Source organism: Streptomyces malachitofuscus (assembly GCF_055571035.1).
Genome location: NZ_JBVIGA010000035.1, coordinates 57,353 through 71,544, shown reverse-complemented (window position 1 = coordinate 71,544; position 14,192 = coordinate 57,353). Strand labels below are relative to the sequence as shown.

5 protein-coding genes are annotated in these 14,192 nt (G+C 72.9%); all 5 read left to right on the top strand.

Going from position 1 to position 14,192, the window contains the following annotated elements; all coding sequences use genetic code 11:
* Positions 1–164: 164 nt before the first annotated feature.
* The 5 genes from ACZ44S_RS35650 to ACZ44S_RS35630 are packed head-to-tail and all read left to right on the top strand — an operon-like array spanning position 165 to position 14,186.
* A complete protein-coding gene (locus tag ACZ44S_RS35650; RefSeq protein ID WP_466936898.1) occupies positions 165–2,339 on the top strand; it encodes a beta-ketoacyl reductase in 2,175 nt (724 codons plus the stop codon).
* Positions 2,329–7,902: a type I polyketide synthase gene (locus tag ACZ44S_RS35645; protein WP_466936895.1), complete on the top strand. Its 5,574-nt coding sequence runs from the start codon at positions 2,329–2,331 to the stop codon at positions 7,900–7,902. The genes ACZ44S_RS35650 and ACZ44S_RS35645 overlap by 11 nt, the downstream gene beginning before the upstream one ends.
* A gap of 5 nt (positions 7,903–7,907) precedes the next feature.
* Positions 7,908–12,218 carry a type I polyketide synthase gene (locus ACZ44S_RS35640; protein ID WP_466936893.1) on the top strand — a complete coding sequence of 1,437 codons (4,311 nt, stop codon included), beginning with the start codon at positions 7,908–7,910 and terminating at the stop codon, positions 12,216–12,218.
* 37 nt (positions 12,219–12,255) lie between these two features.
* Positions 12,256–12,615 (top strand): SRPBCC family protein, encoded by a 360-nt coding sequence (locus ACZ44S_RS35635; protein WP_466936891.1) that lies wholly within the window; start codon positions 12,256–12,258, stop codon positions 12,613–12,615.
* A 56-nt stretch (positions 12,616–12,671) separates the two neighbouring features.
* Positions 12,672–14,186, top strand: coding sequence for a vanadium-dependent haloperoxidase (locus ACZ44S_RS35630; protein ID WP_466936889.1), 1,515 nt, complete (start codon positions 12,672–12,674; stop codon positions 14,184–14,186).
* Positions 14,187–14,192: the final 6 nt, after the last annotated feature.

Sequence of the window (14,192 nt, the reverse complement as noted above, 5' to 3'; positions counted from 1 at the left end):
CGGAGTTCCGTCGGGAGCTTGCGGGGTTGGGGTTCCGTCCGCCGCGGATGGCGGTGGTGTCGAATGTGTCGGGGCGGGTGGCGGATGAGGGTTTGCTGTGTTCGCCGGAGTACTGGGCGGAGCATGTGCGGCGGCCGGTGCGGTTCGCTGACGGGGTCGCTGCGATGCGGGAGCTGGGGGTGGGCCGTTTCCTGGAGATCGGACCCGGCCTGATCCAGGAGACAGGCCCCGACCTGATCGCCGTACCGACCCTGCGCAAGGACCGGCCCGAACCGGAGGCGCTGCTCAGCGCGCTGGCCACCCTGTGGACCGCGGGTACACCCGTCGACTGGGACGCCATGCTCCCGGCCGCCGCCTCCCCCGTGGACCTGCCCACCTACCCCTTCCAACGTCGGCGCTACTGGCTCGAACCGGCACCGGACGACACCGCCGAGGACGACGCCGGAAGGTGGTGCTATCGCCCGACCTGGAAGCCCCGGACGGTCACGCCCCTCGGCGGCCTGCCGGGCACCTGGATCCTGGCCGTCCCCTCCGCCTCGGCTGTCGAGCCCTGGGCACAGTCCGTACGGGCGGCCCTGACGGCCGCCGACGAGCTGCTCGTCATGCCGGTCGAGGAGGTGGTCACCGGACTTGACACCCGCGCCGTCCGAGGAGTGCTGTCCCTCGCGCCCCTGCACCAGACACTGGACCTGATCCGCACCCTCGCCGAGCACAGCGTGGACACCACCTTGTGGTGCGTGACGCGAGAAGCCGTGAACACCGCCGAACCCGACCCCGCGCAAGCCGCCCTCTGGGGGCTCGGCCGCACCGCCGCGGTGGAGCACCCGCGTTTGTGGGGCGGCCTCCTGGACCTCCCGGAGACCCTGGACGAGCGCGTCTCGGGGTGGGTGCGCGCGATCCTCGCCGAACCCGGCGGCGAGGACGAACTGTGCGTGCGCCGCTCGGGCGTCCTCGCCCGCCGCCTGGTCCGGGCGGGGCTGCCCGAGGACGGCGTGTGGGACCCGGCCGGCACCGTCCTGGTCACCGGCAACGGCGACGCCCGCGACACCCTTGTCTGCCGTTGGTTGACCGACAACGGAGCCGAGCAGGTCGTACTGGCGGGTGACATCGCAGCGGACCGCGACGACCTTCGCGCACTCGGCGTCCGGGTGGAGCCCTGTGTCCTGTACGAACGGGAGGCGCTTGCGGACCTGGTCCGCCGGATCGGCCCGGTCGACGCGGTGGTGCACACCGCGGGCACGATGGAGCTGACCGCGCTCACCGACCTCACCGCGGACGAACTGACCGCCACGCTCCGCTCGAAGGCGGTGGCCGCGGAGCTGCTGGACGAGGTGTTCGCCGACACGGCGCTGGACGCCTTCGTCCTGTTCTCCTCGGTGGCGGGACTGTGGGGCAGCGTCCTGCACGGCGCGTACGCCGCCGCCAACGCCCGCCAGGACGCCGTGGCGGCCCGGCGCCGGGCGCGGGGACTGCGGGCCGCCTCGGTGGCCTGGGGCCCCTGGGACCTCGGCACCGGTGACCAGGAGAGCCTGGCGCGCAGTGGCCTGCGGTTCCTGGACCCGGGTCGGGCCATGTCGGTCCTGCGGCGGGTGGCCGCCCGCGACGAGGCGTACACCGCCGTGGCGTCCGTCGAGTGGGACCGGTTCGTCCCGCTGCTGACGTCCCTGCGCCCGGGACGCCTGCTGGAGGACCTGCCCGCCGCCCGTGCCGTCCAGCGAACAGAAGACGACAGGTCGGTCGACCGGGCCGAGGGCGTCACCGCGGAACGGCTCCGCGGGCGACTGGCGGAGATGAGCACCGACGACCGCGACGCGGAACTGCTGCACCTGGTGCGCTCCCATGTCGCGGCCGTGCTGGGCCACACCGGTGCCGACGGCGTGGACCCGGACAGGGCCTTCACCGACAGCGGTTTCGACTCCCTGACCGCGGTCGACCTGCGCAACCGCCTGGTCGCGGCCACCGGACTGGCGCTGGCGGCGACGCTGGTGTTCGACCACCCCACCCCGGCCGCGCTCGCGGCGCACCTGCGTGACGCACTGCTCCCGGACGATGCCGACCCGGTCGATGCCCTGAAGGCGCAACTCGGCCGACTGGAAGCCACGTTGGAGGAACTCACCCTGGAGCCCTCCGAGCGGGCAGGCATCTCGCGGAGGCTGCGGGCTCTGGCCGGGCGGTGGCAACCCGCGTCGGTGGACGGTGGCGATCACTCGGTGGACGAGCGGCTGCGAGAGGCGTCCGACGAAGAGATGTTCGAGTTCATTTATCAGGAACTCGCGGGCCCAGGCCACGACAACCGCCACAACCTCGCATCGGAGGGGGACACGAGCCGTGGCCAGTGAGCAGGAACTGCGGGAGTACCTCAAGTGGGCCACGGCGGACCTGCACAAGACCAGACGGCGGCTGGCCGAGCTGGAGGAGTCGGCCCGCGAGCCGCTGGCCCTCGTGAGCATGGCCTGTCGCTTCCCGGGCGGGGCCGACTCGCCTGAACGCCTGTGGGACCTGGTGGCGGCGGGCCGGGACGCCGTATCGGGCTTTCCTACCGACCGAGGCTGGGATGTCGACGCACTCTTCGGTCCGGCGGCCGAGGCGGCAGGGATCTCCACCGTGCAGGGCGGTGGCTTCCTACCCGACGTGGGCTCCTTCGACGCGGAGTTCTTCGGGATCTCGCCGCGCGAGGCCCTGGCCATGGACCCCCAGCAACGGCTGCTGCTGGAAGTGACCTGGGAGGCCCTGGAACGGGCGGGAATCCTTCCGTCCGCTCTACGCGGCTCACGCACCGGCGTCTTCGTCGGCGCTGTTTCCTCGGAGTACGGCGCCGGGGTCGGGCACGTGCCCGAGGACGTGCAGGGCTTCGTCGCCACCGGTGTGTCGGCCAGCGTGACCTCGGGGCGTATCGCCTACGTGTTCGGCCTCGAAGGCCCCGCGGTGACGGTCGACACGGCCTGTTCCTCGTCGTTGGTCGCGCTGCATCTCGCCGGGCACGCCCTGCGGCGAGGCGAGTGCCGCCTGGCGCTCGTGGGCGGTACGACCGTGCTGCCCAGCCCGCTCGCGTTCACCGAGTTCCGCGCCGGCGGTGGCCTGGCCGCCGACGGGCGGTGCAAGGCGTTCGCCGCGACGGCCGACGGCATGGGCATGGCCGAGGGCGTCGGAGTGCTGCTGCTGGAGCGGCTGTCGGACGCGGAGCGCAACGGACATCCGGTGCTGGCCGTGGTGCGCGGCTCGGCGATCAACCAGGACGGCGCCTCCAACGGGCTGATGGCCCCCAGCGGGCCGGCCCAGCAGCGGGTCATCCGTGACGCCCTCGACGCCGCCGGGCTCTCCCCGGCCCAGATCGACGCCGTCGAGGCGCACGGCACCGGCACCCGTCTCGGCGACCCCATCGAGGCGCAGGCCCTGTTGGCGACCTACGGCCGTGAGCGTGACGAGCAGGCGCCCCTGTGGATCGGCTCGGTGAAGTCCAACATCGGCCACACCCAGGCCGCCGCGGGCATCGCCGGCGTCATCAAGACGGTCATGTCGCTGCGCCACGGTGTCCTGCCCGAGACTCTGCACGTCGACGAACCCACCCCGCACGTGGACTGGTCGTCCGGCGCGGTCGAGCCACTGCGCGAGCAGCGACCGTGGCCCGCCACGGGCCGTCCGCGCCGCGCCGGGGTCTCCTCGTTCGGTATGAGCGGGACCAACGCCCACGTCATCCTGGAACAGGCGCCCGAACCGGCCGAGGCGGACAGCGTGCGGACGCCCGACCGGGCTCGTGCCCGTGCGACAGCCCCCGTGGCTCCGCCGGAGCCCGCGCTGCGCAGTGACATCGTCCCGCTGGTGATCTCCGCCCGCTCACCGGCAGCCTTGCGCGGCCAGGCCGACCGGCTGCGCGAGACCGTGGCCCAGGCCGGGGACGGCCTGGCCTCGGTCGGGCACGCCCTGGTCACCACCCGCACCCCGTTCGCGCACCGCGCCGTGGTGCTGGCGAAGGGCCCCGACGACGCCGTGCGCACCCTGGACGCGCTGGCCCAGGAGGACGCGGCCGCCGACGCGGTGACCGGCTGCGTCGTGCCCCGCACCGAGAACCCGGTGTTCGTCTTCCCCGGGCTCGGCTCGCAGTGGCCGGGCATGGCACGCGAACTCCTGGATACCTCCGGGGTGTTCGCGCAGCGGATCGCCGAGTGCGCCGACGCGATGGCGCCGTGGGTGGACTGGTCGCTGGAGGACGTGCTGCGGCAGCGGCCGGGCGCCCCGGGCCTGGACGGCATGGACGTCGTCCAGCCGGTGCTGTGGGCCGTGATGGTGTCTCTGGCCCGGCTGTGGGAGGCGTGCGGAGTGAAACCGGCCGCCGTCGTGGGCCACTCCCAGGGAGAGGTGGCCGCCGCCGTCGTCGCGGGCGGACTGTCCCTGCAGGACGGCGCCCGGGTCATCGCGCTGCGCAGCCGGCTGTTCACCCAATCGGTCGCGGGCCGCGGAGGCATAGCCGCCGTCGCCCTGTCGGCCGAGCAGACCGTCGCCCGTCTCACGCCCTGGAACACGCGCCTGTCGCTCGCCGGGATCAACGGGCCGCGGTCGACGACCGTCGCCGGCGAGCACGGTGCCCTGGGAGAATTCGTGGCCGTCTGCGAGGCCGACGGAGTCCGTACCCGCACCGTGTCCGGCAGCATCGCCTCGCACTGCCCGATTATCGACCCGCTGCGCGACCGGTTGGTCGAACTGCTGGGGCCCGTCGCACCCCGTTCGAGCGCGACGCCGTTCTGCTCGACGGTCACCGGCGGCCCTCTGGACACCGCCGAGCTCGACGCGGAGTACTGGTTCGCCAACGTGCGCCGACCGGTGGAGTTCTACGGCGCCGTCCGCGCCCTCCTGGCAGCGGGGCACCGGTCGTTCGTCGAGGTCAGCCCGCACCCGCAGCTCGTCGGCGCGATCGCGGCGGCAGCCGAGGAGGCCGGAACCGAGGCCCACGTCGTCGGCACCCTGAGCCGCGAGCAGGGTGGCCCGCGCCGCGTGCTGACCGCCCTGGCCGAGGCGCACACGGGTGGCCTCCCGGTGGACTGGAGCGCTGTCCTGCCCACCGCGATCCCCCCTGGAACCGAGCTGCCGACGTACGCCTTCCACCGCGGCCGGTACTGGCTCGACTCGGGCGGCGGAGCCGGCGACGTGACCGCGGCCGGACTGAGCCCGGCCGAGCACGCGCTGCTCGGTGCGGCCGTCCCCATGGCGCACACCGGGGAGCACGTCCTGACCGGCCGTGTCTCCTTGCGGACCCATCCCTGGCTCGCCGACCATGCCGTGCTCGGCTCCCCCCTCCTGCCCGGCACCGCCTTCGCCGACATGGCGCTCCGCGCCGGCGACGAGGTGGGATACGGCCGCGTGGAGGAACTCACCCTCGAAACGCCGCTGTTCCTGCCGGAGAAGGGCGCGGTCAACCTTCAGGTGTGGATCGGCGAACCGGACGGCTCGGGCCGCCGCCCCCTTGCCGTGCACGCCCGTCCCCAGGACGCGTCCGACGACGAGGAGTGGACCCGGCACGCCACGGGAGAACTCACCCGCACGGTCACCGCCTCCGACTTCGACCTGGAGGAATGGCCCCCGAAGGGCGTGGAACCGATCGACCTGAGCGGCTTCTACGCCGCCACCGCCGAGTCCGGCTACGACTACGGGCCCGTGTTCCAGGGCCTGCGGTCCGCCTGGCGCCGTGACGACGAGGTCTTCGCCGAGGTCGCCCTGCCCGGCGAGCGGGACGCCGACGGCTTCGGCCTGCACCCCGCCCTCCTCGACGCCGCCCAGCACGCGCTCGGCCTCATGAACACCCTGAAGGGGGCGCAGCTGTACCTGCCGTTCGGCTGGGCGGGGTTGTCGCTGTACGCCACCGGGGCGCGCGCCCTGCGGGTCGCCCTGCAACCGACGGGACCGGCGTCCGGGCCGGGGGCCGTGCGCATGCGCGTCGCGGACGAGGCCGGCCGGCCGGTGGCCCTGGCCGAGTCCCTGGTCGTACGGGCGGTCGACCCCAACCAGTTGCAGCCCGGCGCGGCGGGCGAGGAGACGTCCCTGTTCCGTGTCGAGTGGGTGCCCCTGCCACTGGCGTCCGCGCCGCCGCCCCGGGGCTGGGCGTGTCTGACCGGGCACGGCGACCTGCCGGGCCCGCCGGCCGGTTTGCCCACGCATGCCGATCCGGCGGCGCTCACCGACATCCCCGAGGTGCTGCTCCTGCCGTGGGTCTCCACCGGCGCCGACGACCGGGCAGCGGCGGCCCGCGACGCCAGTGCCGGCCTGCTGGACCTCGTACAGCGGTGGCTGGCCGACGAACGCTTCGAGAACTCCCGTCTGGTGCTGGTCACGCGGGGCGCGATCGCGGCCCTGCCCGACGACGACGTCGAGGACCTGGCCGGCGCTCCGCTGTGGGGGTTGATGCGGTCCGCCCAGGCCGAGAATCCCGGTCGGTTCGTGCTGCTGGACCTCGACGGCCGCGACACGTCCACCGCGGCGCTCGCCGACGCCGTCCACACCGCCGTGGAGACCGGGGAGCCCCAGCTCGCGCTGCGCGACGGCACCGCCCTCACCCCCCGCTTCCTGCGCGTCCCGGACACCGGTCCGGCCGACGGCCTGCCGGCCGTGGATCCCTCGGGCACCGTGCTCATCGTCGGCGGCACCGGCATGCTCGGCGGTCTCTTCGCCCGTCACCTCGTGGCCCGGGGCGCCCGGCGGCTCGTACTGACCAGCAGGCGCGGCACCGACACCCCCGGCGCCGCCGCACTCGTCGCGGAACTGTCGGCGGGGGGCGCCGACGTCACCGTGGCCGCCTGCGACGCGGCCGACCGCCCGTCCCTGCGCGCCGTGCTGGCGGGGATCCCGGCCGACCGGCCGCTCACCGGCGTCATCCACACCGCCGGTGTGCTCGACGACGGCGTGATCGCCTCGCTCGACGCCGAGCGGCTGGAGCGGGTGCTGCGCCCCAAGGTCGACGCGGTGACCCATCTGCACGAGCTGACCCGCGACCAGGACCTGACGATGTTCGTGATGTCGTCCTCGGTAGCCGGTTTGTTCGGCAATCCCGGACAGGCCAACTACGCGGCCGCCAACGCCTACGTCGACGCCCTCGCCCAGCACCGCCGAGCGCACGGACTGCCCGCGACCTCCCTCGCCTGGGGACTGTGGGAACAGAACAGCGAGATCCGGGCGCACCTCGACGAGGGCATGCGCCGCCGCATGAACCAGGGCACCACGATCCCGCTGACCGCCGCCGACGGCTTGAGGCTGTTCGACCGGGCCCTCGCGCTCGGCGAACCGGTGCTCGCACCCATCCGGTTCAACTTCCCGGCGCTGCGCGCGCTCGCCCGCACCGGCATCCTGCCGGGCGTGCTGTGGAGCCTGGTGCGTCGCCCGGCAAGGCGCACGGTGGAGGCCGACACCGGCTTCACCGCCTTGCTCCAGCGGCTGCGCGAGCTGTCCGCGGCCGACCGGGAGAGCGAACTGGTGGAGTTCGTGGCGACCCTGGCCGCCGCGGCCCTGGGACACACCTCCGCCACCGCGATCGGTGCCGAAGTCCCCTTCACCGACCAGGGGTTCGACTCCCTGACCTCGTTGGCGCTGCGCAACCGGCTCAAGGCCGTCACCGGGCTGGCGCTGCCCGCCACCCTGCTGTTCGACCAGCCGACGCCGCTCGCCCTCGCCCGGCACCTCGCCGCGGGACTGCTGCCCGACGCTGCGGACGGCGGCGACAGCGGCGACGAGGACGACGCCGCCCGCCTCCTGGCGGCCATCTCCCCGCACCGGCTGCGCGCCTCCGGCGCGTTGGACCTGCTGCGGCGACTCGCCCGACCCGAGGACGACACCGCCGCGGACGCCGGTGCGGAGAACGCCGTCGCCACGATGGACGTCGACGATCTCGTGGCGCGGGCGCTGGGGGAGGCGGGCTGACGACGATGACGGCATCCGAGCGGATCGTCGAGGCGCTGCGCGCGGCGATGACGGAGAACGAACGGCTGCGCCGGGAGAACACCGCCCTGCTGGCGGCGGCGAGCGAACCGGTGGCCGTCGTCGCCATGGCCTGCCGCTATCCCGGCGGCGTCGACTCGCCCGAGTCCCTGTGGGAGCTGGTGTCCACCGGCGCCGACGCCATCGGGGAGCCCCCTGCGGACCGAGGCTGGAAGAGCGGCTTCCCGGGCGGGTTCATCGAGGGCGCGGCCGGCTTCGACGCGGGGTTCTTCGGCATCTCGCCCCGCGAGGCCCTGGCCATGGACCCGCAGCAGCGCATCATGCTGGAGCTCTCCTGGGAGGCGTTCGAACGAGCCCGCATCGCGCCGGGCAGTCTCAGAGGAACCCCAGCCGGTGTCTTCGCGGGCGTGATGTACCACGACTACGGCACCGGGGTGAGCGAGGTGCCGCCCGGCGTGGACGGCTACCTCAGCACCGGCAACGCCCTGAGCGTGGTGTCGGGACGCGTCGCCTACACCCTCGGCCTGGAAGGCCCGGCCGTCACGGTCGACACCGCGTGCTCCGCGTCGCTCGTCGCGCTGCATCTGGCGGTCCGCTCACTGCGTGCCCACGAGTGTGCGATGGCGCTCGCCGGGGGCGTCACCGTCATGGCCAACCCCACCGCGCTGGCCGACTTCGCCCGCCAGGGCGCGCTCGCCTCGGACTCTCGCTGCAAGGCGTTCGCCGCGGCTGCCGACGGCACCGGACTCTCCGAGGGCGCGGGGCTGCTGTTGCTGGAGCGGTTGTCGGACGCGGAGCGCAACGGGCATCCGGTGCTGGCGCTGATCGGCGGTTCCGCGGTCAACCAGGACGGTGCGTCGAACGGCCTGACCGCCCCCAACGGACCCTCGCAGCAGCGGGTCATCCGGGCGGCGCTGCGTGACGCCGGACTGCGACCGGAGGAGGTCGACGCCGTCGAGGCGCACGGCACCGGCACCCCGCTCGGCGACCCGATCGAGGCCCAGGCGCTCCTGGCGACGTACGGCGCGGAGCGGGACGCCGCGGGCCCGCTGTGGCTCGGCTCGGTCAAGTCCAACATCGGGCACACCCAGGCCGCCGCCGGTGTCGCCGGAGTGATCAAGACCGTCATGGCGTTGCGGCACGAGACCCTTCCGCGGACACTGCACGTCGATGCCCCGTCGCACGAGGTGGACTGGGCGGCCGGAGACGTCCGTCTGCTCACCCGGGCGCGGCCGTGGCGGCGCGCGGACCGGATCCGCCGTGCCGGGGTGTCGTCGTTCGGCATCAGCGGGACCAACGCTCACGTCATCGTCGAGGAACCCCCCGCCGTCCGGTCGCACCGGCCGGCATCCGCAGCACGGTCGGACAGTGGGTCACTCGTGCCCTTGCCGGTCTCCGGCCGTTCCGCCACCGGACTGCGGGGCCAGGGCGACCGGTTGGCCCACTTCCTTGACGTTCGGCGTGACTGCCCCCTGCCCGCCGTCTCCGCGGCCCTGACCCGGACCCGGACACCGCTGGACCAGCGCGCCGTGGTCACGGCCGGCGGCCACGACGAGGCGATCGCCGCGCTGCGCGCCCTGGCCGACGGGACGCCGCACGCCGCTGTGGTCCAGGGCGTGGTGACCCAACGCCCCAGACTGGCGCTGCTCTTCGCCGGACAGGGCGCCCAACGCCTGGGCATGGGGCGCGGGTTGTACGCCTCGCAGCCTGTGTTCGCCGCCGAGTTCGACGCGCTGTGCCAGGAGTGGGACGGTGTGCTCGAAAAGCCCTTGCGGGAGGTCGTGTTCGCGGACCCCGGCACACCGCAGGCCGACTCGCTCGCCCGGACCGCGTACACGCAGTGCGCCCTGTTCACCGTCGAAGTGGCCCTGTACCGGCTGCTGGAGGCCTGGGGGGTGCGCGCGCAGGCGCTGGCCGGGCACTCGGTCGGGGAGATCGCCGCCGCTCATGTGGCCGGGGTGCTGACCCGCTCCGACGCGGCCCGGATGGTGGCGGCGCGCGGGCGGTTGATGCAGGACCTGCCGCCCGGGGGAGCGATGTTCTCCGTGCAGGCCACCGAGGCGGAGGCGATGGAGCTCGTCGACGGTGTCGACACGGTGGCCGTGGCCGCGGTCAACGACCCGTCCTCGGTGACGCTGGCCGGCGCCGAGGACGCCGTGACCCAGCTGGCCGAGATCTTGCGCGGGCAGGGGCGACGGGTACGTCGCCTGCGGGTGTCGCACGCCTTCCACTCGCCGTTGATGGAGCCCATGCTGCGTGACTTCGCCGCCGTTCTGGCGACGCTGAGCTTCCGGCCGCCGGACCTCCCGGTCGTGTCGAACGTGACGGGCCAGGTCGCGGACCCCGCTGACCTGTGCACGCCGGAGTACTGGGTCGCCCATGTACGGCGCACCGTCCGCTTCGCCGACGGGGTGCGGACCCTGCGGGCCCAGGGCGTGACCGCGTTCCTCGAGGTGGGCCCCCATCCTGTCCTGGTGCCGTCCGTCGAGGCGACGCTCGCCGCCCTGCCGGAGGCCGCGGGCACCACGGTCGCGACGACACTGCGCGACGGTCGCCCCGACGACCGGTCGATCCTCGCCGCCGTGGGCGGCCTCTGGTCCGCCGGCGTCACCGTGGACTGGGAGGCGGTGCGCGGCCAGGTCGAGGCGATCCCCGTGGACCTGCCCACCTACGCCTTCCAGCGCCGTCGATACTGGCTGGACTCGGAGACGGCGCCGGCCGTCATGGGCGCGCCGCCGACCACGACCGCGGAGCCCGGTGCCCTCGCCGAACGGGTGACCGCGCTTCCCGAGGGTGACCGGCATGCCGCGGTGCTGGAAGCGGTGCGCTCCTGCGCGACCGCCGTGCTCGGCCTGCCTGCCGAGGAACCCGTGGAGGTGGCACGGGAGTTCCTGGACCTCGGCTTCGACTCCATGGCGGCGGTGGAACTGATCCGGCTGCTGTCGGCGGCCACGGGGCTGGAGCTGCCCACCACGGTGACGTTCGAGCACCCGACGGTGGCGGATCTGGCCGCGCACCTGGTCGGGCGCATGGGTGACGTCCATGCCGCCCCGACGGCGACGCCGGAGCGGGACGACGGCGGTGCGGAGTCACTGGGGGCCCTGTTCGAACGGGCCTGCCGGGCCGGGGAGTTCACCGGGATTCAGCGTGCTGTGGCCGGACTGGCGGCGTTCCGGCCCGCGTTCACCGACGCCGCCGGACTCGGCGTACCGCCCGCGGTGCTGAAGCTGCGCTCGGGCCGCGGCGGTCCACCGGTCATCTGCTGCCCGTCGTTCGTGTGGCGGCCGGAGGCCCACCAGTACACCCGGCTCGCCGCCGCCCTGGACGGGCTCGGCGACGTCCACACCGTCACGCTGCCGGGCTTCCGCCCCGGTGAGCCGCTGCCCGCGACCGCCCAGGCGCTGACCGACGCGCTCGTGGAGGCGACACGACACATCGTCGGCGACACACCACCGGTGCTGCTCGGACACTCCTCCGGGGGTTACGTCGCCGCCGCGGTCGCCGCCGCATGGGAGCGCACCGGCAGGCAGGCGCGGGCGCTGGTCCTGCTCGACACCCCCTGGTCGCTGTCGGACGCGGACTCCAGCGGATCGGCCGCCCTGCACGCGGCATTGCTCGAGCGGTACGGGCGGGGCACGGACGGGGAGGCGTGGATCACGGCACGCGCCCGTTACTTCGACCTCGATCTCAGACCCGCCGGGCTGCTCACCCCCACGCTGCACATACGCGCTCGTGACGCGTACGACGGCACGCCCCTCGGTGAGGAGTCGTCAGCCGTGTGGGAACTGCCGCACACGGCGGCGGTGGTGCCGGGCGACCACTTCACCATGATCGCGGGCGACCACGTCGCGGACACGGCCCGGGCCGTGCACGACTGGCTGGGCGTGGCGCCCGGCCCAGGACAGCAGGACAGGAGAGCGGACATGGACGTAGTCGAAACCGAGGACACCTTCGTCGAGGCACCCGTCGCCGACGTCTGGGCGACCATCACCGACCCCGAGCACATCGCCAAGTGGTTCACCGAGGCGGACCACGAGATCGACGACCTGCGCGTCGGCGGTCTGATGACGTATCGCTTCGGACAGGGCAGCACCATGTACGCGCGCATCACGGAACTGGAGCCGCAACGGGTCTTCGCGTACCGAATCTTCCCCGACCTGGCGACGGAGGACGACGACCCCGGCGCCGGGACGGTCCTGCGCTTCCGGCTCAACGAGACCGACGGCGGAACGCTGCTGCGCAGCGAGGAGAGCAGCTCCAGCCTCTACCGGATCAAGCAGCTCGCCGAGTCGCTCTGACCGCCCCTTCCGTCCCCGCCACAGAAAGAGTTCCGGCATGCTCAAGAAGCTGATGATCGCCGCCCCCGTCGACAAGGTCTGGGCGATCCTGACGTATGACGAGCACATGAAGCGGTGGTTCTCCGGCGCCGACGTGCAGATCGACGACCTGCGCCCCGGCGGGACCATGACGCTGCGCTTCGACGGCGGGCGCGACGTACCGGCCCGCATCGTCGAGGTCGAACCCGAGCAGGCCTTCGCCTACGAGATCGGCGTGGACCCCGCCGACCGGCACTTCATGCGGGTGCGCTTCACCCTCACACCCCAGGGCGAGCGGACCCTGCTGAGCCTGGAGGAGAGCAACTCCCACCAGGACAAGATCAAGGCGGTGGCCGAGTCCCTGTCCGCGGCCCTCTGACCTGCGTCGCGCGCTGCCGCAGCGCGGACATCTCCCTCTGACGAAAAGGCCGCACGATGACAGCATTCCTCCGGCGCACCAGAGCCCGCACGGCGACGTCCCTTGCCGCGGTCGTCGCCCTGAGCCTCACCATGGGGGCAGTCGAGACAACGTTCGGCAACTCCTCGCGGCAGAAGGCCGCCACGAGCTTCGACCTCGACAACGGCAATGTCTTCTTCGAGGTCCTGTACCCCGAGATCAACCCCGCGGTGCGCAAGTACGTGTCCCAGACCGGCGTGGACGCCCCTCTCGTCCTGCGCGTCACCACACTGGTGACGAACGGATGGTTCGACGCCATCGCGCCGTACCATGCGACCGCCGTCGGCGTCTCCTCAAACCTGGGCCGCCGCCCGGCGGACGAGGCGAAGAACCGCAACAAGAACACCGCCATCATGTACGCCTCCTACCGGGTGCTCAACAGCGTGCTGCCGCAGAACCGCGCCGGCTGGCGGGAGATGATGAAGAAGGTGGGTCTCGACCCGGAGGACACCAGCGAGGACAGGACCACCCCGGTAGGCCTCGGCAACCTCGCCGGCAACGCGGTCGTCTCCGCGCGCGCCCACGACGGGCTCAACCAGCTCGGTGACACCGGCCGTACCTACAACCGGCAGCCCTACCAGGACTACACGGGGTACAAGCCGGTCAACACCCCCTATGAGCTGCGCGATCCCTCGCGCTGGCAGCCCGCCGTACTGACCAAGGGCAACGGCATCTTCACGGTGCAGCAGTTCGTCACGCCGCAGTGGCGCTTCACCGAGCCGTACTCCTACAAGGACCCCAAGCAGTTCACCGTTCCCGCGCCGCGCAACAGCGATCACCACGACCGCGCCGCCTACCGCAGGCAGGTGGACGAGGTTCTGGCGGCGTCGGCGGCGCTGAACGACGAGCGCAAGATGAAATCCCAGTTCTTCAACGACAAGTTCCTGGGTGTCGGTTACCCCACCATCGCGGAGGCGGTCAACCACGGCCTCGGCCTCGACGAGTACGTGCACGCCTCGTTCGCCGGCGATGTCGCGGCCTACGACAGCGGCATCGCCGCATGGCACAACAAGGCCCGCTACGACGCCGTCCGGCCGCCGACGGCCGTGCGCCACGTCTACGGAAAGAAGCACGTGACCGCCTGGGGAGGCCCCGGCAAGGGCACCGTCGACGACATCCCCGCCATCGAATGGCAGCCCTTCATGGAACTACCCGACCATCCCGAATACCCTTCCGGCTCCACCGCGTTGTGCGCCGCGGTCGCCCAGGTGGGGCGGCTCACCCACGGCACCGAGAAGGTCGACATCTCCTACCGGTTCGACAAGGGCAGCTCGTTCGTCGAGCCGGGCATCACGCCGGCGAAGACCCTCGAACTCAACTGGAAGACCTGGTCCGACTACGTACACGACTGCGGCCTGAGCCGACTGTGGGGAGGCGTGCACTTCAAGTCCGCGATCGAGGCGTCCTGGAAGATGGGCAGACCCATCGGCGATCTCGCCTACGCCTTCGTCCAGAGCCACGTCAAGGGAGAGCGGCCCGGCACGGGGCGCTGACAGGGA

What these genes read in the sequence shown, in the direction of transcription:
- ACZ44S_RS35650 (WP_466936898.1), top strand. Translation starts at nt 165, where the DNA reads ATGCGGGAGCTGGGGGTGGGCCGTTTCCTGGAGATCGGACCCGGCCTG.
- ACZ44S_RS35640 (WP_466936893.1), top strand. Translation starts at nt 7,908, where the DNA reads ATGACGGCATCCGAGCGGATCGTCGAGGCGCTGCGCGCGGCGATGACG.
- ACZ44S_RS35635 (WP_466936891.1), top strand. Translation starts at nt 12,256, where the DNA reads ATGCTCAAGAAGCTGATGATCGCCGCCCCCGTCGACAAGGTCTGGGCG.
- ACZ44S_RS35630 (WP_466936889.1), top strand. Translation starts at nt 12,672, where the DNA reads ATGACAGCATTCCTCCGGCGCACCAGAGCCCGCACGGCGACGTCCCTT.